At 41.0% G+C, this 23,579-nt stretch carries 15 protein-coding genes; 9 read left to right on the top strand and 6 right to left on the bottom strand.

Annotated elements, in window-relative coordinates:
- Nucleotides 1–80 precede the first annotated feature (80 nt).
- Together H6G77_RS09865 and H6G77_RS09860 are read right to left on the bottom strand one after the other, a co-directional pair.
- The gene (locus tag H6G77_RS09865; RefSeq protein ID WP_190592886.1) at nt 81–1,538 is read right to left on the bottom strand and encodes a YdiU family protein; all 1,458 of its coding nucleotides are present in this window, start codon (nt 1,536–1,538) and stop codon (nt 81–83) included.
- A 208-nt stretch (nt 1,539–1,746) separates the two neighbouring features.
- A complete protein-coding gene (locus tag H6G77_RS09860) occupies nt 1,747–2,616 on the bottom strand; it encodes an endonuclease/exonuclease/phosphatase family protein (protein ID WP_190871471.1) in 870 nt (289 codons plus the stop codon).
- A 548-nt stretch (nt 2,617–3,164) separates the two neighbouring features.
- Between H6G77_RS09860 and H6G77_RS09855 the strand changes: the two genes are divergently transcribed.
- The 4 genes from H6G77_RS09855 (at nt 3,165) to H6G77_RS09840 (ending at nt 8,837) form a co-directional block, all read left to right on the top strand.
- Nucleotides 3,165–4,544, top strand: coding sequence for a CmpA/NrtA family ABC transporter substrate-binding protein (locus H6G77_RS09855; RefSeq protein WP_190592852.1), 1,380 nt, complete (start codon nt 3,165–3,167; stop codon nt 4,542–4,544).
- 102 nt (nt 4,545–4,646) lie between these two features.
- Nucleotides 4,647–5,486 carry a nitrate ABC transporter permease gene (ntrB, locus tag H6G77_RS09850; RefSeq protein ID WP_190871470.1) on the top strand — a complete coding sequence of 280 codons (840 nt, stop codon included), beginning with the start codon at nt 4,647–4,649 and terminating at the stop codon, nt 5,484–5,486.
- 112 nt (nt 5,487–5,598) lie between these two features.
- On the top strand, nt 5,599–7,602 hold the full coding sequence (locus tag H6G77_RS09845) for a nitrate ABC transporter ATP-binding protein (RefSeq protein ID WP_190871469.1): 2,004 nt from the start codon (nt 5,599–5,601) through the stop codon (nt 7,600–7,602).
- A 374-nt stretch (nt 7,603–7,976) separates the two neighbouring features.
- Nucleotides 7,977–8,837, top strand: coding sequence for a nitrate ABC transporter ATP-binding protein (locus H6G77_RS09840; protein ID WP_190871468.1), 861 nt, complete (start codon nt 7,977–7,979; stop codon nt 8,835–8,837).
- A gap of 426 nt (nt 8,838–9,263) precedes the next feature.
- On the opposite strand, the gene H6G77_RS09835 is transcribed toward H6G77_RS09840, so the two are convergent.
- The gene (locus H6G77_RS09835) at nt 9,264–9,506 is read right to left on the bottom strand and encodes an EF-hand domain-containing protein (RefSeq protein ID WP_190592857.1); all 243 of its coding nucleotides are present in this window, start codon (nt 9,504–9,506) and stop codon (nt 9,264–9,266) included.
- A 553-nt stretch (nt 9,507–10,059) separates the two neighbouring features.
- Here H6G77_RS09835 and H6G77_RS09830 point away from each other — a divergent pair.
- Nucleotides 10,060–11,199: a hypothetical protein gene (locus H6G77_RS09830; protein ID WP_190871467.1), complete on the top strand. Its 1,140-nt coding sequence runs from the start codon at nt 10,060–10,062 to the stop codon at nt 11,197–11,199.
- An 896-nt stretch (nt 11,200–12,095) separates the two neighbouring features.
- Complete coding sequence (locus tag H6G77_RS09825; RefSeq protein ID WP_190871466.1) at nt 12,096–13,010, top strand: ion channel; 915 nt, start codon at nt 12,096–12,098, stop codon at nt 13,008–13,010.
- A 73-nt stretch (nt 13,011–13,083) separates the two neighbouring features.
- On the opposite strand, the gene H6G77_RS09820 is transcribed toward H6G77_RS09825, so the two are convergent.
- Entirely contained in the window at nt 13,084–13,362 is a 279-nt protein-coding gene (locus tag H6G77_RS09820) for a hypothetical protein (RefSeq protein WP_190592860.1), read from the bottom strand.
- A 338-nt stretch (nt 13,363–13,700) separates the two neighbouring features.
- On the opposite strand from H6G77_RS09820, the gene H6G77_RS09815 reads away from it, so the two are divergent.
- Complete coding sequence (locus H6G77_RS09815; protein ID WP_190871465.1) at nt 13,701–19,493, top strand: ATP-binding sensor histidine kinase; 5,793 nt, start codon at nt 13,701–13,703, stop codon at nt 19,491–19,493.
- Nucleotides 19,494–19,595: 102 nt separating this feature from the next.
- On the opposite strand, the gene H6G77_RS09810 is transcribed toward H6G77_RS09815, so the two are convergent.
- Nucleotides 19,596–20,273 carry a rhomboid family intramembrane serine protease gene (locus H6G77_RS09810; protein ID WP_190592862.1) on the bottom strand — a complete coding sequence of 226 codons (678 nt, stop codon included), beginning with the start codon at nt 20,271–20,273 and terminating at the stop codon, nt 19,596–19,598.
- 212 nt (nt 20,274–20,485) lie between these two features.
- A complete protein-coding gene (locus H6G77_RS09805) occupies nt 20,486–21,205 on the bottom strand; it encodes a rhomboid family intramembrane serine protease (protein WP_190871464.1) in 720 nt (239 codons plus the stop codon).
- A 366-nt stretch (nt 21,206–21,571) separates the two neighbouring features.
- Between H6G77_RS09805 and H6G77_RS09800 the strand changes: the two genes are divergently transcribed.
- Together H6G77_RS09800 and H6G77_RS09795 are read left to right on the top strand one after the other, a co-directional pair.
- Nucleotides 21,572–22,192, top strand: coding sequence for a hypothetical protein (locus H6G77_RS09800; RefSeq protein ID WP_190592864.1), 621 nt, complete (start codon nt 21,572–21,574; stop codon nt 22,190–22,192).
- 521 nt (nt 22,193–22,713) lie between these two features.
- Complete coding sequence (locus tag H6G77_RS09795; protein ID WP_190871463.1) at nt 22,714–23,514, top strand: SDR family oxidoreductase; 801 nt, start codon at nt 22,714–22,716, stop codon at nt 23,512–23,514.
- Nucleotides 23,515–23,579 lie beyond the last annotated feature (65 nt).

The following is a 23,579-nucleotide window of genomic DNA, read 5'->3' as shown; positions in this document are numbered from 1 at the left end:
TAGTAAATTGATTCATCAAATAATTCACATCATTCTTCAACCCTTCTGGCTTCTGGATTCTGACTCCTGAATTCTTACTTCTATTGTTTAGTTTGAATTTGATCAATTAAATCTCTAAAAGATTGCCAGTCATCTGCCTCAACTATTGGTTGCCAAATCGATTCAATTACAGGTCTAAGTAGTACAGTTTGAGGATTGTGCTGAGATAGATTCTGGGCTATATTTACCATTTCATCTAAATCAAAATGATTTAAGATTTTATGGTAGAGGATGCACCAACTATCAAAAATACCTGAAGTATCTGCGGTGGGTACAATTTCTGAATTGTTAAGTACGCCTGCTGGGTCATCTCGCCATTTAGCAGAAAAAGTCCGAGCCATTTCAAAGAAAAATAGATGATAACCAACTTGACTTTCTTTTAAGAATTTTATTGTTAATTCTAAAAGCTCATCAGCTTCGGGATGATTCAACTCCTCAAAACCTAACTTTTTCAACATTAAACGGCGATATTCTGCACCATAATAATGATCAAAGCTGGCTAATCCCGCTTGCATATCAGCTATGTCAATAATTGCCTTTAATGGTTCTTGCAACATTTCTAAATTCCATTGACAAATACCTGGCTGATAACCGTAACAATAGCGTTTGTAATAGTCGAAATATGCCGCAGTAAAATAGGGGTCGTAGGTGGGAATAAAAGCATAAGGGCCATAGTCAAAACTTTCCCCAGTAATTGACATATTGTCAGTATTCAGCACACCATGACAAAAACCGGCAGCCATCCACTGCGCCACTAGTTCAGCAACTCGCTGGACTAACTCTGCATAAAATAAGGCGTATTTATCTGTTTGATTGACTAAGTGGCGATAGTAATATTCAATTACATGGTCTAAGAGCTTTTGAGTTAAATCAGGACGCTGTAAATAATGGAATCGCTCAAACGTACCAAAGCGAATGTGAGAACTACTCATTCTCACCATGACTGAGGAACGGGTGGGGGAAGGTTCATCACCACGCCACAAAGATAAACCAGTTTCAATCATACTGAGACAGCGTGAGGTACGAACTCCCATTTGATGTAAGGCTTCGGCTGCTAAAACTTCCCGCACCCCGCCTTTGAGTGTCAGCATTCCGTCGCCACCACGAGAGTAAGGTGTTCTACCAGAACCTTTAGTCCCGAAATCGTATAATTCGCCGTTAGTAGCGCGGACTTGACCGTAGAGAAAGCCTCTACCATCGCCTAGTTGCGGGTTATAGGTACCAAATTGATAACCGTGATAGCGTAGTGCTAATAAAGGTTTGCGTCCTTGAAATTTGCCAAAGGCGGTAATAAAATCCTCATCGGTCACGGCTGGAGGATTTAGCCCTAAATCAGATAACAGTGCATCATTCCGCCAACGCAAAATATGTTGGGGGAATTCCTCTGCTGCTACTTCGTCGTAGTAATCATCACCCAAAGATTCTAAGGCTGGTTCGTAGTTGAGGGTGAGCAAAGGATTAAGAGAATTTTCTTGGTTGGGAGTTTCAGCCAGAGTCATTACGCGCCAATTTAAAAGGATTATTCTCTTCATCCTACCTCTGACATCAGCAGAGGGTGTTATGAAACAGAATTCAGGAGTCAGGAGTCAGAATTCAGAATTGAATTCTGTTACCAAATTTTAAATTAGCTTGTATTCAACTAGTTGCAGGTCTTTTTTGCCCACAGACTGCATTCTGACTCCTGAATTCTGACTTCTGAATTCTTCTTCAACTTGTTGCTTTGAGAACTGCACGCAGACCAAAATGATCGGATGGATAGATTTTCCCGGCTGTACCTGGGACTGGTTCACAAGCGAATAAGTCAATTGACTGTGGTTGCCAATCATGGTTTTGACTTCGCAGTAAAATGCGATCAAGCCTCACGGGTATTCCTTGTAAACTCATCAATGCTGCTAAGGCGTTGCGTTGGGGATCAAATGTGTAACCTGGTGTATGGGGGTTGAGTTGTTGCCAGATATCGATACACCCAGCACTTGTTATTATGTCTTCTTGTTCGTTACCGCGCGTATTAAAGTCACCAGCTATTAAGCTACTTCCGGGGAGGGTTTGGAGATATGCAAGTATGGTGGTTAGCTGATGTTGGCGTTTTTCTAGGGCATTTTGAGAGCGATCGCTTGTTAAATGCACAACGGCAATATGCAATAATTGGTCATTAATTTCACAACTCCCTACCAATACCCGCTTGCGTCCCCAAAATTGATGCTCAACCATTGTAAAAGGCAGACGCGATAATAATAAGTTACCGTAAGGTCGCACTGTTACGGCTGCACTGGATTCAGAAATGTAATAATTGCGTACCCAAGTTTGTGATAAAAGTAACTCTAATAAATTTGGTGTCGCTTCTTGAATAGCAATAATGTCAGCGTTACATTGACTTAACTCCTCAACAATTACTGGTAATCTTTTTTCGATAGCGATTTTATCTTTTTCGTAGAGGTCACAAAGAACGTTAAAACTGGCAATTGTCAAAGTTCCTAAATTGACGGCGGTGGCTTTTTGTGTATTTGGTTGCCAACCTGGAATATCGTATTTATAAACGGGTAGTGGCGTGAATATCTGCTTTGCTGGTTTTGACATCTGCGCTTTTTCCCCATTATCTATAGACAGAAAGCAATCATTAGCATCAATAATTATCAATTATTTCAAGTACATTTCATTGTGAAGCCAAAATATAAGATTTAGACAATAGTACGCATTATAAATTATTGATGGTTAATGACATAAATTAAGCTTTTCTAGGTTCATCATTGAATCAAGTGAATTGTTATCATCAATAACCTCCCATACATTGCCATTATTCGTTGACTTGGCCGCCCATAATAAATTTTTACTTATATGATCAATCTAATATTTATTTAAGAATCAGGGGTTAAGAGTTAACCAATTTGGTTTTAAAACCTGTAAACTAAGTTTCAACGAATCAAGTGATACCCAAATCACCCTCTGAAAACCAAGTAATTATTTCTAGTTAGTTATCTCAGCCTTTGATTAGAAATAGTCGGTATGAGTTAACTAGTTTGAATATAGCTCGAAATTATTTTGTAATTACCACAAGCGAGATTATCTTCGACTTGCGTTAATTGTCATGCCTAAAAAATTTTAAATTCACTTTTGAGGAGACATATATGACAGAATTTTTTAACCAAATTTCGCGGCGAAAATTTATCGTCACTGCTGGGGCTTCTGCAAGTGCGGTATTTCTCAAAGGCTGTTTAGGAAACCCCCCAGATAGCTTGACTGGTGGTAGTTCTCAGTCTGCGCCAACTGCTCAAACTGTGGCAAATATTAGCCCAGACCAAGCACCAGAAACTGATACTGTTAAGTTAGGATATGTGCCGATTGTCGAGGCTGCACCATTAATTATTGCCAAAGAGAAAGGCTTTTTTGCGAAGTATGGGATGACCAAAGTAGACCTTTCTAAACAAGCTTCTTGGGGTTCTGCGCGGGATAACGTTGAAATTGGTGCTGCGGGTGGTGGGATTGATGGTGGACAATGGCAAATGCCCATGCCACATTTAATTACCGAAGGTTTAATTACTAAGGGAAATCAAAAAATCCCGATGTATGTTTTGGCGCAGTTAATTACACATGGAAACGGGATTGCGATCGCCAGTAAACATGCTGGTAAAATTGGTCTGCAAGTTGCTCAAGCTAAGTCTTTATTTGCAGAACTCAAATCTTCTACACCATTCACGGCTGCATTCACCTTCCCCCACGTTAACCAAGATTTGTGGATTCGTTATTGGTTAGCGGCTGGTGGTTTAGACCCCGATGCAGATGTCAAACTCCTGACTGTACCTGCGGCGCAAACTGTCGCCAACATGAAAACCGGGACAATGGATGCGTTTAGTACTGGCGACCCCTGGCCTTATCGCATTGTCAGAGATAAAATCGGTTTCATGGCAGCGTTAACCGCAGAGATTTGGAAAAATCACCCAGAAGAATACTTAGCCATCCGGGCTGACTGGGTTGATAAAAATCCCAAAGCCACCAAAGCAATTTTAAAAGGCATCATGGAGGCGCAACAGTGGTTGGATAACTTTGACAACCGCAAAGAAGCCGCCGCAATTCTCGCAGGGAGAAATTATTTCAACTTACCCACACCGGAAATTTTAGCAGACCCATATCAAGGTAAATATGACATGGGTGATGGTCGGAAAATTGACGATAAATCAATGGCTGCTTATTACTGGAAAGATGAAAAAGGTAGTGTGTCTTATCCCTACAAGAGTCATGATTTGTGGTTCATAACTGAAAACGTGCGTTGGGGATTCTTACCCAAAGATTACCTCGCCAACAATGCAGCGAAGGCTAAAGAACTAATCAATAAAGTTAACCGCGAAGACATTTGGAAAGAAGCGGCAAAAGAAGCAGGTATCGCGGCGGCGGATATTCCCACAAGCACATCTCGCGGCGTAGAAGAATTTTTTGATGGGGTGAAATTTGATCCTGAAAATCCAGAAGCATACCTCAAGAGTCTCAAGATTAAAAAAGTAAGTGTTTAACAATTTTAGATTTTAGATTTTAGATTGAATAGTTCCTCAATCCAAAATCAAAAATTTAAAATCTAAAATTCGGAGAGTCATTAGTTAATTGAGAGAAAAATCATGACAATTGCACAGAAAAGACCAAGTAGCCCCAGATTAGATAATAGTTTTATCGCGCAACTGCAAAAACAATTGCCGAATATTGTACCGCCGACGATCGCAATATTAATCTTCCTCGGACTGTGGCAATTATTTGCTTGGACTCCTGGTGCCACATTGCCAGGGCCAATTCAGGTAGTGCAAGATACTTGGGTACTCATTTTCTGGCCTTTCTATGACAGAGGCGGTATTGATAAAGGTCTATTCTGGCAAATTTTAGCTAGTTTGCAACGGGTAGCTATTAGTTACACATTAGCGGCGGTGGTTGGTATTGGCTTGGGCATTTTGATTGGTGTGAATCAAACCATGTCCAAAGCTTTAGACCCACTGTTTCAACTATTAAGAACTGTACCTCCTTTGGCTTGGGTTCCTATTTCCTTGGCTGCATTGCGCCAAAACGAACCAGCAGCATTATTCGTAATTTTCATCACCGCAATTTGGCCTATCTTAATTAACACTGCGGTTGGTGTAACTCAAATTCCCCAAGATTACAACAACGTTGCTAAAGTTCTGCAACTCAGCCGCAAAGAATACTTTATTAACATTTTGATTCCGGCAGCGTTACCTTACATCTTTACTGGCTTAAGAATTGCGATTGGTTTGGCTTGGTTAGCGATTATCGCGGCAGAAATCGTTATGTCTGGTATTGTCGGTATCGGTTTCTTCATCTGGGATGCTTACCAAAACAACGACGTGAGTGAAGTAATTTTAGCTCTGGTTTATATCGGTGTCGTTGGTTTATTACTCGACAAGTTCATGGCTTGGTTACAAAACCTGATTTTACCAGCAGAACAAAAGTAGGTTACAGGTTAGAGGTGACAGGTTACAGAGCAAGAATCTATAACCTGTCACCTGTCAACTGTCACCTTTCCCCATTTCACACTTCAGACTTTATACTTCAGACTTTAAAGCCATGTCAGTATTCGTTGCTGTTGATCAAATTGATAAGGTATTTAATTTAAGTGGCGGTGGTCAATATATTGCTTTAAAAGGTATTGACCTGCAAATTAAAAAAGGTGAGTTTGTTTCTTTAATTGGTCACTCTGGTTGCGGTAAATCCACATTATTAAATATGATTGCGGGTTTGGATTTGCCGACGGAAGGTATTGTGACACTGCAAGGACAAAAAATCACCAAGCCAGGGCCAGACCGGATGGTAGTATTCCAAAATTATTCGCTGTTACCTTGGCGGACAGTGAGAGAAAATATTGCCTTAGCGGTAGACTCGGTAATGAATGGTTTACCTGCGGCAGAACGTAAGGCAATTGTTGAAAAACACATAGATATGGTGGGTTTGCGTCCCCACGCCGACAAGCAGCCAGGAATGTTATCCGGGGGACAGAAACAACGGGTAGCGATCGCACGCGCCTTGGCAATCCGTCCTAAACTATTACTGTTAGATGAACCCTTCGGTGCGTTGGATGCTCTAACACGGGGTAACTTACAAGAACAGTTAATGCAAATCTGCGAAGAAAATGAAGTCACTGCGGTAATGGTGACTCACGACGTAGACGAAGCTGTGCTGTTGTCTGACAGAATTGTGATGTTGACCAACGGCCCCGAATCGAAAATCGGCGACATCCTAGAAGTTGATATCCCCCGTCCTCGCAAACGGATGGAAGTAGTGGAACACCCAAGCTACTACAGCTTGCGGAGTGAAATGATTTACTTCCTCAACCAGCAAAAACGCATTAAGAAACTCCGGGCGCGGAAAACAGCAGCCATTTCTCGCCACGGTTTAGAAAAAGTTAACTTAGAAATTGGCTTCCTACCCCTCACCGCCTGCGCCCCCCTCGCTGTGGCTAAAGAAAAAGGTTTCTTTGCCAAGCATGGTTTAGATGAAGTTAACTTAGTCCGGGAAACTAGCTGGCGGGGTATCGTTGACGGGATCACAGGCGGTTATATAGATGCAGCCCAAATGCCTTCCGGGATGCCAATGTGGTTAACCTTGGGCGGGTATAAAAACCAACCCCTCCCCGTTGTTACCGCCCTCACCATGACCCGCAACGGTAACGCCATCACCTTAGCCAAACGCTTTTATGATGAAGGTGTCCGCACCTTATCAGACTTCAAAAATTACCTCCTCCGCACCCGCGAACAACGCCACACAATGGGCGTAGTTCATCCCGCCTCCATGCACAATATGTTGCTACGTTATTGGTTGGCAGCTGGTGGTATTGACCCGGATACGGATGTGGATATGCACATTATTCCACCCGCCCAGATGGTCGCTGACTTGCAAAACAAGAGTATTGACGGTTACTGTGTGGGTGAACCTTGGAACTATCGCGCCGCCGTGGAAAATGTCGGCTTTACCATCGCCACAGACTTAGAAGTTTGGTTAGGACACCCCGGTAAAGTTCTCGGTGTGCGGGAAGATTGGGCAGAAATGTATCCTAATACCCATATTGCTTTAACCAAAGCGTTGTTAGAAGCCTGCCAATACTGTGCAGATCCCCAAAATACCGAAGAAGTTAGAAGAATTGTGGCGGGGAGAGAATATGTCAGTACTGATTTAGACTACATCCAGCTAGAAGACCCGGATAACCTGACTTGTGACATAGATCATCCCCTACGAGACTACGCCCACCACCAGTTTTACTCTGATTCGGCTATTAACCGCCCCAGCCGTACAGAACAAATTTGGATTATGACTCAGTTGGCGCGTTGGGGTGATACTCCCTTCCCCAGAAACTGGGTAGAAGTTGTCGAACGAATTTGTCGGGTGCGCGTCTTCAGTACCGCCGCGCGGGAATTAGGTTTAGATATCAGCTACACTCGCCAACCAATTCAATTATTTGATGGTATGCCTTTTAATGCTGATGACCCCATTGCCTACCTCAACAGTTTAGACATTAAACGCGACTTTTCTATTGCTGAAGTCATCCTCGATGCGCCCATTAGAAGAATTGCGTAACTGACGGTTGAGCCTCAGAACTTCATTGTTGAAGATAAAAGGTTCATTCACCAAGTTCAGAACCTCATTCATGTCAAATTACCCCCCTTAATCCCCCCTTATAAAGGGGGGAAACAAGAAAATCTAGTTCCCTCCCCTTTACAAGGTTACGGTGTACACACAAGTCGAATTACCCCCCTTAATCCCCCCTTTCCAAGGTGGGAAATAAGCAAATCTAGTCCCCTCCCCTTTCCAAGGGGAGGGTTAGGGTGGGGTAATTTTAAGACTGGTAGTAATTCCATAACTTGTGTGTACACGGTAGCTTTACAAGGGGAGAGTTAGGGAAGGGTAAAACTTCAGACTTCAGACTTCACACTTCACCCCCATTCCCCGCCATGCAAAACCGCAATTTTTCTACCGTCACCAACACTTCTAGAAAACCCTTACCAACCTTGACAGATAACAGCAGAGCTTTCCTCGAAATCAGAGATGTCAGCAAAGTTTACCCCACCAAGAAAGGCCCCTTTACTGTACTAGATGGGGTGAATCTCCAGGTAAACCAAGGTGAATTTATTTGTGTGATTGGTCACTCTGGTTGTGGCAAATCTACACTGCTAAACATGGTGTCTGGGTTTAACTTTCCTACAACTGGACAAGTGTTACTGGAAGGTCAACCCATCACTAAGCCAGGCCCAGACCGGATGGTTGTGTTTCAAAACTACGCCCTGTTACCTTGGCGGACTGCATTTGAAAATATTTACTTAGCGGTGAATGCAGTTTACCCCAACAAAATAGAAGCGGAGAAAAGAGCAATTGTTCGTGATCATTTGGCAATGGTGGGACTGGCTGACGCAATGGAGAAAAAGCCAATGCAAATGTCCGGCGGTATGAGACAGCGCGTTTCTATTGCACGGGCGTTGGCAATTCGTCCCAAGGTGCTAATTTTAGATGAACCTTTCGGGGCGTTAGATGCGATTACTAAAGAAGAATTGCAGGAAGAACTGCTGAAAATTTGGAACGATAACCGTTGTACAGTGTTAATGATTACCCATGACATTGATGAAGCGTTATTTTTAGCAGACAAATTAGTGATGATGACCAATGGCCCTCACGCCAAAATTGGCGAAGTCATGGAAATTCCCTTTTCTCGTCCCCGCGATCGCGCCCGCATCATGGAAGATCCACAATATTACAAGCTGCGTAACTATGCCTTAGACTTCCTCTTCAACCGTTTTGCTCACGATGATGTAGGTTAAGAGTCAAGTTTTTTTGGGGTGGGTATATTATGCCCACCCTACTACTATCAGGTAATAAGCAAGATTTGGGGGATTCTCCCCCACACCCCCCTCACAACCCGCATTTCTCACAAGCTTCAGGCGTTTGATGGGGCAGAGGGGCAGAGGTGCGGAGGGGCAGGGGAGAGAGTACCTTCATTCTCCCCTGCTCCCCTGCTCCCCTGCTCCCCTGCACAGGCTTTGAAAGGTGTGGTGAGAAATCCGGGACAAGTGTAGGTTTTTAACAGAGTGATGAGTAGCGACTCTAAAAATCACGATTTAATCAGAGTTCCACCCCCCTCACACCCTTACACCCCTACACCCTAAATCAAGGTTTTTGGGGCATAACGTAAAAAACCTACACCTGTCAGCCCACACCCCCTCCCTGCTGATGCTGAGGAAGGGGAATTACGCGAAATCTGTTAAATTACTTGCTTCTTGGACTGCTTGCTTTAACTCTTCAAAGGTAATACTACCGTCTTTGTCTGAATCATACTGTACTATCAATTCTTGAGGACTAGTGGCATTTGTTTGTGATGAGATGACTGCACTTAAGCCAGGACTTAAAAAAAGCTCATTCAGGGATATTTTACCGTCTTGATCTCCATCTAGGGTATTAAAAAGAGATCGAAGTTCTTGCTCGGTTGTCATAAGTTTTTATCTGAATTAATCTTTTACTTTAATCTTTCAAAAATAAACAAACTTATATCAAAAGGCTGAGAAATGGGTATCGCTGGGGCTGATACTAATTCACAATTCGAGGCAGACGCTCCTTCTCCCAAAGAGAGACGCTACGCGAACGTCGCTAACGCTGCGAAGATCGCAATTAAAAAAATTAGATGCAGCAAAGCCTTCAGAGTTTACATCTGTATCGAACTTTTCGTGAAATGGTATTACGCACAAAAATTGTCTGTGGAGACTGGGTGTAAGGGTTAAGGGGTGTGGGGTGTAAGAGTTTTGGATACATACACCCCTATACCTCTGAACCCTGATACTCTTCCCAAAACCCCTAGTTTTTCGTCTCACTGCGTAAGTAGAGACTTTGTATACAAGCTCTCTACAAATTTGGGATTAAAATTCAGCAGAAATTGTTTACATAAAAGTAAAAAGCCGGAATTCATCATAAATTTTATACAGTGGCAGGGTGAAATTACAACTCTGACTCCTGACTTCTTCTTTACCCAGTTATTACCGCCAAATACTTATGTTTTCAGCATTTGATCCATCTTTAGCGAGTGCCAGAATTGACAAGTTTTGGGAACTATCCGCCAGATTTGGACAAGAGGATAGTGCAAAAAATATCTACCTCAATGAAATTGTTAGCGATCGCTATACTCTGGTGAATGGTCTGCAAATACTCCGAGATGAATTACAATTTGCTGGGGCGAGTATTTCGGATTTAAAAGCTTGTGCGGCTGATTTGAGTTTACCGAGTGTTGTCACCACCTTGGCATATACTAACTGTGGCGATCGCATTCACCAAGGCGAGTCAACTAGAACGTATCGTGATGTGGTTGCTTCCCGGTTTGCCACTTTATCAGAAATTGGTGAGTTAAAAACAGAGACGTTTTTCCCCACAGGCGGCGGTACTGATGATGGCGCAACCTTAGCCCACGTTACCATCGCCCATCAATTAGATGAAACTTGGCGCACTCAAATTTATGCAGGTAATTCTCAATCTTTTATTCTCGCCGCCCTCGATTTAAAAACCCATGTCGGACGTTTAGATTTAGGTGAACAATTAATCTACGGCAAAACCCAAGAATCTTTGTGGCGCGAACCCCGTGCGGCTTGTGGGGCAATTGTTGGCGCACTAACACATTACAATCCCCGTAACATCGTCCATCAACGCCTACGCCGTGACATTGGCGAAGAAAATTACGAGTTTCTTTCATCCCAGAAGGTTTTAGCTGACGATGGTACAGATATTACAATGGCTGTGGCAGCTGCGATCGTCGCTATTCGCGGACTGGAAAAAACGGCCATAGCTTTAGGCAAGGAAATGGACGAAAGAGGGATGGCGCATCTCACCGCTACAACTACCGTCAATGTCCCCTTTCGTGATGACCCAGTAATTTATTTAGCCAGGGCGACTGTATTTAATGGTTTAATTCGTATCCAAGGTTTAGGTGCAGATGCCAGTAAATACAGTGGTAAGATATTCCATCATCTGAATGAAAAGCATTTACAGCTAATTTACGATGACCTCGATAACGATAACTTGGCGATCGAGGAAATTCCTTACAGAGTCAGAAAACCCGTTGTAGAAACCCATGAACCACAGTTAGATATTACTGTTTTAGATTTGGGGAGTGGGGAATTGGCAGTTGAGCATGAGGTGTGAGTGATGAGTAATGAGTAAATACCCATGACTTATCAAGACCTACGCAAAATTATGAAAAAACTTGCGCTGTTTGGTTGCCCTGTTCACTTTTTTGGCGATTTTCAGGTAAAGTAGCAGTTTTATTTTTGAAAGCCTTGCCCTGCAAGGCTTTCAGAATCTACGTAGCGACTAGTGACAAGCTCGCTACTTTTACTTGTATTACACGGAGAATTACGTCCATCTTCTCCATGTGATACACGGTAGATTCACTTAAATTTTATTGTTGGCGATATTTAGGGCTTTTTACCAACCCGTTTTGTGGCAACCAAAGGGTGTCACAAAAAATTTTGTATTTGCAGGATTGAAACTCATGATATTTCTCCTAATTTAACGTGAGTAAAATTTACGCATTGACCAGCAGAACGAAAAGTGAACAATGCGAATATAGAAAAACGAGTGATTGGCAAGTCCTCTCCCACTCGCTGCTAATTATTCAGCGTTTTTGCCATTGCAATCAGCGTATTAGCTAATGTTTGTCTATGGCTGGAAGTGGCTTGCCACAATTCAAAGTATCCTTGACTTTTACAATCAATAATTCAGTTAAATTCAGGACTCTAAAAATTCAGTTAAATTCAGGTATAGCAGTAGCCAAGTTGGTTAGGACATCGATAAATAATAAAACTTAGACACCACAAAGCTTTTAACTCTGTCACCTATCACCTGTCTCCTGCTATATGCAAAAACGTAAATATAGGTAGTTAGATGTCTAAGTCAGGTAAGAACTTGTTGCGAATCATAGGGCAACCCCGGATTTCTCACAAAGAGACAAAAAAAGGGGGTCAAAAACTGCAAAGAATGTAAACAAGGGCTTGTCACCCTAGTGATCATCATGATTTGCCGTTATTTTAGCTACACCAATGAAATTTCCATTTAAAAAACCTGTACGCCAACAACGACAGCGTTCACAACCCATTGTCCATCTCAAGTACCGCAATGGTAACGTTGAAATTATGGGTTTGGGTGTCTGGCACTCCTATTGGCGCGATCCCTATCATTTACTCTTAACAATTCCCTGGTCTGGATTTGTACTAGTAATTTTTGCGGTTTACGTAGCTATTAATACTCTATTTGCGTTGGCGTATTTATTAGGCGGAGATTGCATTGCTAATGCCCGTCCTGGTTCTTTTTTAGATGTTTTTTTCTTTAGTGTGCAGACTCTGGCATCGATTGGTTACGGGGCAATGTATCCCAAGACAAATTACGCCAATATTATTGTGACGATTGAAGCGATCGCGGGTGTCATGGGAATTGCTATGATGACGGGGTTAGCCTTTGCCCGGTTTTCTCGGCCCACAGCCCGTGTCATTTTTAGCCGTGTGGCCGTCATTGTTCCCTATGAACAAGCCCCAACTCTCATGTTTCGCACCGCTAACCAGCGACGGAATTTAATTTTAGAAGCCCAGATGCGGGTTTATTTAATGCGTGATGAAATTACCGCCGAAGGTGAGTTTATGCGTCGTATTTATGATCTTAAACTTTTGCGACAGCAAACCCCAGGCTTTGCCTTAAGCTGGTCAGTTATGCACATCATTGATGAATCTAGTCCTTTATATGGTGTGACACCAGATTCTTTAATTCAAACCAATAGTGTATTGATGATCTCTTTAACAGGCATTGATGAAACCGTTGCACAAGTTGTTCATGCACGTCATAGCTATGGGACTAATGAGATTTTATGGAATCATCGATTTGTTGATATCCTGCATCACACCTCCGATGGTCATCGTTACATCGACTACAACCATTTCCATGATGTTTTGCCGTTGGAGTAAAGCCGAGTGCTATCAGTTTCAACGCAAAAGTTAGCGCCGAGGAACAAAAATCTTTTTTATTAAAAATGATTGACTATTGTTGAGGATTATTGCTACCAAATGCCTCTTTGGTAATTTCTAGTTGTTTTTTGGCATGTTTTAATTGTTTCCACAAAGTTCTGATTTGCTGGTAAGCTTCTTCTGGTGAAAGTTTACCGTTAGTTTGCAGGTTACTAATGTAGCTGACTCTTTGAGCAAATTCTTGTAGACTCGCGTTAAATACTAGGTATTCTGGTTTGAATTGACCATAATAGCAACTGCGAGGATAAAGAAAATCAGAGAGATTTGAGAGAAAATCTGATTGATCTGCCATAATTATTTAAATTTTGCGAATGTAATAAAAACCATTAGTTGAGAAACTCTAGCATACATTGTGTAAAGACAAAGTAAGCACAGATACAGGTATGCGGAATCTTCGGATGATGCTAACTGTAGCGAAGTGCTGAGTGCTTTACACAGAGATACTTGTAGCAAGTAAATTCAAGGCCAACAGAATTTTAAGTACTGAGTAGAAATCCAGTATTCTCAGGTTGTTCAAAGATACGTAATCAGACTGAAAATCGTCAAATAGGCAGGTAATTTAAACTCGCCGGTAAAATATTGTCTGTATCTGGGAATACTAAAGCCAGAGATTTTAAGGCTTTAATAGGTATGATAACTACTCTGATCAGTATTCCTGGATATCAAATCACAGAAGAAATTTATAATGGTGCGAGAACATTGGTTTATCGGGGATACAGAGAAATTGACTCATTACCTGTAGTCATGAAAGTGCTGAAAAATCCTTATCCCAGTTTTAGCGAACTCTTATCATTTCGTAACCAATACACCATCACAAAGAATCTCAACTCACATTTAATTGTTCAAACTTATAGTTTAGAAGCATATCAAAATAGTTATGTCTTGATACTAGAAGACTTTGGCGGAATTTCTCTGAAACAGTGGCAAATGAGAGAACCCCGAATATCTCTCCAGCAATTTTTAGAAATAGCGATCGCACTCTGTAACATCCTAGACTTACTCTACCAAGAAAGGATAATTCATAAAGATATTAAACCCAGCAATATCTTAATTAACCCCCAAACCAAACAAGTTAAATTAATTGACTTTAGTATTGCATCTTTATTACCACGAGAAACCCAAACCTTAATTAAAACTAATGTCTTAGAAGGAACATTAGCCTACATTTCTCCAGAACAGACAGGGAGAATGAACCGAGTGATTGACTACCGTACAGACTTCTATTCCCTTGGTGTAACTTTTTATGAATTACTCACGGGAGAGTTACCATTCTCATCTAATGATGCGATGGAATTAGTACATTCTCATCTTGCTAAAACAGCACCGTTAGTAAATGAAATTAATCCAGATATCCCTTCAGTTATCTCAGAAATCGTCAGGAAATTAATGGCGAAAAATTCTGAGGACAGATATCAGAGTGTGTTGGGGTTGAAATTTGATTTAGAAAAATGTTTAATTCAACTCAAAGAAACTGCTGAAATTCAAAGCTTTGAGATTGGACAACGGGATGTGTGCGATCGCTTCATCATTCCTGATAAACTGTATGGACGAGAAACCGAAGTAAACACCCTACTAGAAGCCTTTGAGCGAGTCACTGAGGGTGCAACAGAAATGATGCTGGTGGCTGGGTTTTCGGGAATTGGGAAAACAGCCGTTGTTAATGAAGTACATAAACCCATTGTTAGACAACGCGGTTATTTTATTAAAGGGAAATACGACCAATTTAATCGCAATATCCCTTTAAGTGCATTTGTCCAAGCCTTCCGGGATTTAATGGGGCAATTATTAACTGAAAATGATGTCCAAATTCAGCAATGGAAACACAAAATATTAGAAGCTGTTGGTGAAAACGGTCAAGTAATCATTGAAGTCATCCCCGAACTAGCCAAAATTATTGGCGAACAACCCCCAGCAGTAGAATTATCAGGAACAGCCGCCGAAAATCGCTTTAACTTATTATTTCAAAAATTCACTCAATTATTTACCAGTGCAGAACATCCCCTAGTGATGTTTTTAGATGATTTGCAATGGGCAGATTCGGCATCATTAAAATTAATCCAGTTATTAATGGCTGATACCAGTCATCTGTTATTAATTGGTGCATACCGTGATAACGAAGTCCTACCAGGACATCCATTAATGTTGACTTTGGGCGATTTGCACAAAAAACAAACACAGATTAATACAATTACTTTAAAACCACTAACTCAAAACACGGTCAATCAGTTAGTTGCCGATACACTCAAATCTCCAGAAGAATTAGCAGATAATCTTTCTGAACTAATCTATCAAAAAACTCAAGGAAATCCATTTTTTGCCACACAATTTCTCAAAGCACTACATCAAGAAGGATTAATTACATTTAATTTTGAGTTAGGATGTTGGCAATGTGACATCACCCAAGTAAAAACTCTAGCAGTGACAGATGACGTTGTTACTTTTATGAGTTTGCAACTGCAAAAACTACCAAAATTAACTCAAGATGTATTGCAGTTAGCGGCTTGTATTGGTAACTCCTTTGATTTAAATACTTTGGCTATTGTTTCCCAAAAATCTCAAATTGAAACTGCATCTGCATTGTGGAAAGCATTACAAGAAGGTTTGATTTTACCAATTAATGAAGTTTATAAGTTTTATGTCGGACAAGAAACCCAATCACAGACATTAGAAAATCAAGAAACTGTCACCTACAAATTTTTACATGACCGAGTACAACAAGCAGCTTATTCACTGATTGCTGACGAGCAGAAACAAAGCACTCACCTACAAATCGGTCGGCTATTATTACAAAATTCTCACCCCAGTGAAAGAGAAGAACGATTATTTGATATCGTCAATCATTTAAATTTCGGTATAGCCCTAATTACTACACCCCAAGAGCGAGAAAATTTATCTGAACTAAATCTCGCAGCTGGACGTAAAGCTAAAGTTGCCACCGCCTATAGTGCAGCCATTAACTATTTAGGCACGGGGATAGAATTGTTGCCTGTAACTGCTTGGGAAAGTCATTATCCCCTGACTTTGGCACTTTATGAAGAAATTGCCGAAGCCAGCTATGTCAAAACTGATTTTGAGCAGATGGAACAGTGGGCAAGTGTGGTGTTGCAACAAGCAAAAACCTTACTTGATAAGATCAAAATTCAACAAACTCGAATTTTAGGAGCTAACGCCCAAGGAAAACTCCTAAATTCGTTGCAAATGGGGTTAAATTTGTTAAATTCCTTGGGGATTGAATTTCCCGAACAACCCACCGAAGCAGATATTGGCCAGACATTTGGCATAACGCGGTTACTCTGGGGAGACAAAGACCCCAGCAATTTCCTAGATTACCCAGCTATGACAGATCCCCATCTGGTAGCAGCAATGGAAATCTTGACGGCTTTGATACCTCCTGCTTATATGGCTGCTCCCAATCTCATGCCATTGCTAATTTTCAAGCAGGTAGAATTATCTATCAAATTTGGTAACTGTCCTGTTTCTGTATTTGCTTACGGTGATTATGGGTTGATTTTATGTGGCGTTATTGGCGATATCGAAAACGGTTATCTGTTTGGAGAATTAGCATTAAACCTGCGAGAAAAATTTCAATTGACATCATTAAAAACCCGCAACTTGTATATAGTTCATCTCTGCATTAAACATTGGAAAGCTCCTCTTTCTCAAGTGCTTGCTGGACTAGAAGAAACCTACTACAGTGGGCTAGAAATCGGAGATATTGAGATGGGTTGCCGAGGTGCTTCTTCGTACTGTTATTACGCTTACCATACAGGGCTAGAACTAACAGAACTTGCACAAAAAATGGATGTTTATCGTCAAATTATTGATAGATACAAACAAGAAATCGTCTTAGATTGTCAAGAAGTTTATCAACAAACTGTACTAAATTTGTTAGGGCAAGCAGAAGTGCCACATCGCCTGAGTGGAAATATTTTTAACCAGGAATTGTCTCTCCCTCAACTACAAGCTACCAATCAAAGGTCGGCGTTGTGTATGTGGCATCTCAACCAAGCATTTCTCTATTATCTCTTTGGAAAAAACAGTGAGGCATTTCAAGCATCTACTCAAACTGGAAAATATCTAGATGGTTGCGTCGGGCAATTTATGGTTCCCCTTTACCATTTTTATGATGCCTTGATTCAATTAACCCAGTATTCAACAGCATCCACACAAGAGCGTCAGATAATCTTGCTCACAGTGCAACAACATCAAGACAAATTACAGCATTGGGCAACTTTAGCGGCTTGCAATCATCGCCATCGCTGGGAATTAGTCGCAGGCGAACATCATAGAGTATTGGGTAACAAAGTTGAAGCGATTGAATGTTATGACAACGCTATTTCTCTAGCTAAAGAAAACAAATTTGTTCAAGATGAAGCTTTAGCTAACGAACTGGCTGCTAAATTTTATCTCGATTGGGGTAGAGAAAAATTTGCCATTTTGTATATGCAGGAAGCTTATTATTGTTATGCCCGTTGGGGAGCAAAAGCAAAAGCAGAGGATTTAGAAAAACGCTATCCCCAGCTACTCAAACCGATCATCGAACAAAAACAGATCAACCTTAATCCTTGGGAAACTATTACTTCCCTTCCCCTTCCTTTAAAATCTGTATCGACTCAAGTTGATATTACTAGCACGAGTATTTCCGATGTCCTGGATTTTACTAGCGTACTCAAAGCGGCTCAAACTATTTCTAGCAATATCGAATTAGATGAGTTAATTACCAACCTCACCCAAATTATCCTGCAAAATTCCGGTGCTGATAAATCTGCATTAATTCTCAATCAGGATGATGTTTTACAAATTCGTGCCATTACCTCAATTAATGCGGAAATAAATTCTCCACAAACAACAATTTCTACACAATTACTTGATGATTGTCGAGATATCCCTGTAAACATTATCAATTATGTCAAAAATACGCAACAAACAATTGTCATAGATAATTGCCAAACAGAGATTCCGGGGATAATTGCCGAATATATGCTCATATATCAACCCCAAAGTGTCTTATGTACACCGATTATTAAGCAAGGTAATTTGGTAGGCATACTATATCTTGAAAGTCGCGCCGCAGCAGGAGTATTTACTAAAGAACGTCTCCAAGTTGTTCAGATACTTTCGGCTCAAGCTGCCATAGCATTAGAAAATGCTCGGCTTTACCAACAAATGCAACAAGCTCTGGAAAAGGCATTACTCAATCAAATTTCAATTGATCAGACGACTATTTCTGTCTGGTGGCTTGAGCCAGATGGTCGGATTTTCTATGTCAATGATGCTACTTGTAAAGGGTTGGGATATAGTCGAGAAGAGATGATTGGTAAATACGTTTTTGACATCGATACTGTTTTTTCTCAAGAATTATGGGCAGAACATTGGCAAGCAATTCGCAATCAAGGTTCGTTCACTATTGAAAGCTACCATCAGCATAAATCCGGCAATATTTATCCTGTTGAAGTCAATGTTAACTATGTAAAATTTAAAGATAAAGAATACAATTTTGTCTTTACAAAAGATATTAGCGATCGCAAGCAATCCGAAGCCGAAATTCTCCAAAAATCCCAAGAATTAGCTACAGCATTACATGAATTGCAACAAGCGAATTTACAAATTGTCCAAAGTGAGAAAATGTCTGCCTTGGGGAATCTTGTGGCTGGAGTTGCTCATGAAATGAATAATCCTCTCGGTTTTATTTCTGCAACCTTAAAGCAAACTAAACCTGCCTTTGCAGATATTGTTGCACATCTGAAACTATATCAAGGAGTTCTATCAAATCCCGGCGATGACATCAGAGATCATGCGGAAGGAATCGATTTAGATTACACCTTAGAAGATTTGCCGCAAATGCTTAATTCAATGGTCATGGCTTGCGATCGCCTGAAAAATATCAGCACTAGTCTGCGTACTTTCTCACGAGCAGATAAAGATTACAAAGTACCATTTAATATTCATGAAGGCATTGACAGCACAATTTTAATCCTCAAACATCGCCTCAAAGCTAACGAACAACGTCCAGCAATTGAAGTTGTGACCAATTATGGTGATTTACCCCAAATAGAATGTTTTCCTGGACAGTTAAATCAGGTATTTATGAATATTCTTGCCAATGCTATTGATGCTTTAGATGAATCAAATACTGGTAAGAGTTTTGCAGAAATTCAAGCTCATCCTAACCGCATTACAATTACAACATTGATAGCAGATAAATACGTCAAAATCTCAATTGCTGATAATGGTAAAGGAATGAGTACAGAAGTAAAGCAAAAAATCTTTGACCATTTATTTACTACTAAAGGAGTCGGTAAAGGGACGGGATTAGGATTGGCTATAGCTCGACAAATAGTTGAAGATACTCATGGTGGTAAGTTAAGTTGCAATTCTGTTTTAGGCGAAGGTACAGAATTTATGATTGAAATTCCAGCGTGAGCTAGAAAAAGGGTGTAAGGATGTTGAATACCTAGGGCTTGCTGAAGTTCACGGCGAAGCCCTTACACCCTCTATACTCAGCAATCAGTACTCTTGATAGTCCTATTCATAGTCACGTTTAAATAAACCAAACAAGGGCGCAAGTATAATTCCAAACACAAAGCCACCGATATGCGCCCAATAAGCAACGCCCCCAGTTTGGACACTCATATTAGCAGCAGCTTGCAGGCTGGCGAGACCAGAGATGACATTTTGTATAAAGAAAATGCCAATGACTACCAGTGCGGGAACGCTAATTGTAGTGACAAAAAAACCTAAAAATACTAAGGTTGTAATTCTGGCATGAGGAAAGCGAATTAAATATGCACCTAAAACTCCAGAAATTGCACCACTAGCCCCCAAAGAAGGAATAGGAGACTCAATTCCTATCGCCCACTGGGACAAAGCGGCTAAAGCACCGCAAGCCAAATAAAAAATCAGATATTTGAAATGACCCAAACGGTCTTCGATGTTGTTGCCAAAGACCCACAAGAAGACCATATTGGATATTAAGTGCCACCAACCACCGTGGAGAAACTGCGATGTAATTAAAGTTATCCACTCACCGGAAAAGTTGTAGGTTAACTCTTGGGGTACTACAGCATACTCGCGGAAAAAAAGATTCAACTGGACATTAGACAAACTCACTTCATGAAGAAAAACTAAAACGTTCATGCCAATCAAACCGTAAGTGAAATACGGTTTGATTCGCGTTGGGTTTTCGTCATAGAGTGGAAACACAGGTGTTTTTCCTAATTATCAATTAACTGCAATATAGCTTGTGTAGCTGGCAGTTGAAAAATTTTGATAATTGCACCTGGGAGAAAGTGGGGAGTGGGGAGTGGGGAATAGGGAGTGGGGAGTAGGGAGTGGGGAGTGGGGAATAGGGAGTGGGGAGTAGGGAGTGGGGAGTGGGGAATATTGCTTGCTAAAATCAACAATCCAAACTTGTGTTACCTGTACCACGATTCTTCGGGGGATTTGTCGCTAAATAAACCCAAAACTGGGCCAAGAATAGCCCCAAAGATAAACCCGCCAGCGTGCGCCCAGTAAGCGATACCGCCGCTTTCCATCCCAATATTAGTAGGTGCTTCTAAACTAGCAAGTCCGTAGAAGGATTGTTGAAGAAACCAAAATCCTAAAAAGAAATAGGCGGGAACTCGGAAAGTTGGGAAGAAAATGCCTAAAGGTACAACACCCAGAATTTCGGCTTTGGGGAACCGGAGAATATATGCGCCCATCACTCCGGCGATCGCACCACTAGCCCCCAAAGATGGAATGTTAGAATCTTGGGAGAAGTACCACTGGGTCAAAGACGCTAACACACCACAAGCTAAATAAAACAATAAGTATTTGGCATGACCTAATTTATCTTCAACGTTGTTACCAAATATCCACAGAAACAACATATTGCCAGCCAAGTGCAGTAAGCCACCATGCAAAAACTGTGAGGTGATTAAAGTTGCCCACTCTGGTACTGTTTGATGCAAAGACACCCCAGCAAAGCTTAAACTCAGTTCACGGGGAACTACAGCCGCCAGATGGAAAAAACTATCTAATGCTTGGGGTGGAAGGCTACTTTCATAAATAAAAGCCAGAACATTAGCAGCAATTAAGCCATAAGTTACATAAGGGGTAATTTCTGTAGGATTATTATCTCTAATGGGAACCACGGGCGCTTTTCCTAATTTTTGATAAACTAGCCCCAAATTACCGAATATTGCTGGTTATTTCTTCTACCTCTTGGCTGGGATATTAATCAGGACTTACGCAAAAAGAGTTATGAGTTATGAGTTATGAGTTATGAGTTATGAGTTATGAGTTATGAGTATAGGGCTTACGTAGAAACTCCCTCAAACTCTTTAACTTCGTATCCTAGCCGTTCTTGTAAAATTAGCCCCTATTACTTCTATGCGTCCTTTGCGGTACTCTGTGGTAAGTCATGTGCAAGTCTACGTTTTTTCCTAATTCTGTGTAAGTCCTATTAACTCATAACTCATAACTCATTACTCATCGCTCATTACTTAAAATAACTATCCATGTTTTTCAGCAACTCTTTAGAAAATCAACTTCAAGATTGGGATGATCTAATTCGCCGTCAACCAAATAATCCCAAAGCTTATATTCGGCGGGGTATGGTGAAATTTCAATTAGCTAACATTGCTGAATCAATTCAAGATTTCGACACGGCTGAAAATATCGAACCTCGGCTTAAACCATATCTCTGGCAACGAGGCTTATCTTACTATTATGCAGAAAGATTTGCTGAAGGCGCTCAACAGTTTGAAATTGATTTAACGGTGAATGCTAATGATGTTGAAGAAACTGTGTGGCGCTATTTATGTATAGCTCGTTGGCAAGGTAAAGAAGCCGCAAGTAATTCTCTATTAAAAGTCAAAAATGACCCCAGAAGAGTTATGCGATTTGTTTATAATTTATTTGCTGGTGATTGTACTCCTGATGAAGTTTTAAAGATTGGTGAATCAGAAGGAATTAAGGGTAAATTTTATAGTCATCTTTATTTAGGATTATTGTATGAATCAGAAAATAATTTGAATTTAGCACAAGAATATATAGTCAAAGCTGCTACTCAATATCAAATTGATGATTATATGTGGTACTTAGCGCAGGTACATCAAAAACTACGCGATTGGTTGTAAGTTCATCAGTATTATCACTTTCTTGATTCTGCTGAGATAAAACTTGTAATTTATCACCTATTATCAAATACATAAAGGGGTAGATGACATTCGCTTGTGACGAAGCACCTACCCCCTGATAGCTGCCCAGATGACTAACCTGGAACCCTATAATTTGGTATCTTATTTACCCAGTATCAACTGATAGATAGGGAATGTCATTGGGAGACATACTGATATTGCCAATATTTGTGAAAACATTGTAAAGATTTTGGATGTCTACACCTCTTCACCCTGTCCCCCACTGTTAATTTTTCATTTTCATCTGTAAGTCCTAGTCAGGTTAAATCCGAAATCTCTAGGGGTCTTGCTTCTGGAGGTTGTCTTATGATAACTTTTTCTACATTAAATACGGTAAATCGATAGATTTATAGTACTTAATAAATTTAGTGCATTTAAAAATCAACAACAATCAGTGCTGAATCAGCAATATGAAGAGTTGTTGGAAATTTGATGTTTCCCCAATTGGAGTATTAATTCTTATGAGCTTAGAGTTACACCTAGCAGGGAAAACAGCGATCGTCACTGGTGGTAGTGCGGGGATTGGGTTAGCCGTTGCGAAAGCTCTTTATAGTGAGGGTGTGAATGTTGCGATCGCAGCTCGCAACCAAGAACGACTAGAGAACGCCGTCAGCGCCATTCAATCTCTACCCACTCCAGGCGCGAAAGTAATTGCTATCAGTGCTGATCTGACTCAAGCAGCCAGTGTAGATACAGTTGTTTCTACAACCTTGGCGCAGTTTGGTCAAATTGATATTTTAGTTAACAACGCTGGTTCAGCCCGTGCCGGTTCCTTTCTCGACCTCAACGATGATGTCTTTCTCGATGCTTGGAACTTAAAGTTATTGGGCTACATTCGTTTAGTGAGAGCTGTTGTCCCCCATCAAAAAAATCGCCGTGATGGTCGAATTGTCAACATCATCGGTGGTGCAGGTAGAACACCCCGCCCTGGTTTTCTGCCCGGTGGTACAACTAACGCCGCCTTACTCAACTTCACACGGGGAATTTCCAAAGAATTAGCTCAACACAACATTCGGATCAACGCAATTTCACCCGGTGCAACAGCCACCGAACGCGCCGAACGTTTAGCCGAACAGAATGCCCAAGCACGGGGAATTAGTGTAGAACAAGCCAAGGAAGAAACATTACAAGGAATTCCTCTAGGCAGAATCGTACCACCAGAAGAAATTGCTGCACTCACATTATTTTTAGTATCTGACTTAGCCGCTTCTATTACAGGCACAGAAATTCTGGTGGATGGCGGTTCTACCCCTGGCGTTTAGAACTAAATCTGCTCATTAGGAATCCTCAGACATTAATCTGAGAGCAAGTTTTAACTTACGAATTT

The sequence above is a fragment of the Aulosira sp. FACHB-615 genome (genome assembly GCF_014698045.1).
Classification (GTDB): Bacteria; Cyanobacteriota; Cyanobacteriia; order Cyanobacteriales; family Nostocaceae; genus Nostoc_B.
The sequence above is the reverse complement of the archived record's forward strand: the minus strand, read 5'-3'. Positions and strand labels throughout refer to the sequence as shown.

Excerpts from the sequence above, each read along its gene's own strand:
- H6G77_RS09860 (WP_190871471.1), bottom strand. The coding sequence starts at position 2,616 with ATGTCAAAACCAGCAAAGCAGATATTCACGCCACTACCCGTTTATAAA.
- ntrB (WP_190871470.1), top strand. The coding sequence starts at position 4,647 with ATGACAATTGCACAGAAAAGACCAAGTAGCCCCAGATTAGATAATAGT.
- H6G77_RS09795 (WP_190871463.1), top strand. The coding sequence starts at position 22,714 with ATGAGCTTAGAGTTACACCTAGCAGGGAAAACAGCGATCGTCACTGGT.
- H6G77_RS09820 (WP_190592860.1), bottom strand. The coding sequence starts at position 13,362 with ATGGCAGATCAATCAGATTTTCTCTCAAATCTCTCTGATTTTCTTTAT.
- H6G77_RS09815 (WP_190871465.1), top strand. The coding sequence starts at position 13,701 with ATGATAACTACTCTGATCAGTATTCCTGGATATCAAATCACAGAAGAA.
- H6G77_RS09865 (WP_190592886.1), bottom strand. The coding sequence starts at position 1,538 with ATGACTCTGGCTGAAACTCCCAACCAAGAAAATTCTCTTAATCCTTTG.
- H6G77_RS09835 (WP_190592857.1), bottom strand. The coding sequence starts at position 9,506 with ATGACAACCGAGCAAGAACTTCGATCTCTTTTTAATACCCTAGATGGA.
- H6G77_RS09845 (WP_190871469.1), top strand. The coding sequence starts at position 5,599 with ATGTCAGTATTCGTTGCTGTTGATCAAATTGATAAGGTATTTAATTTA.
- H6G77_RS09800 (WP_190592864.1), top strand. The coding sequence starts at position 21,572 with ATGTTTTTCAGCAACTCTTTAGAAAATCAACTTCAAGATTGGGATGAT.
- H6G77_RS09840 (WP_190871468.1), top strand. The coding sequence starts at position 7,977 with ATGCAAAACCGCAATTTTTCTACCGTCACCAACACTTCTAGAAAACCC.
- H6G77_RS09855 (WP_190592852.1), top strand. The coding sequence starts at position 3,165 with ATGACAGAATTTTTTAACCAAATTTCGCGGCGAAAATTTATCGTCACT.
- H6G77_RS09825 (WP_190871466.1), top strand. The coding sequence starts at position 12,096 with ATGAAATTTCCATTTAAAAAACCTGTACGCCAACAACGACAGCGTTCA.
- H6G77_RS09830 (WP_190871467.1), top strand. The coding sequence starts at position 10,060 with ATGTTTTCAGCATTTGATCCATCTTTAGCGAGTGCCAGAATTGACAAG.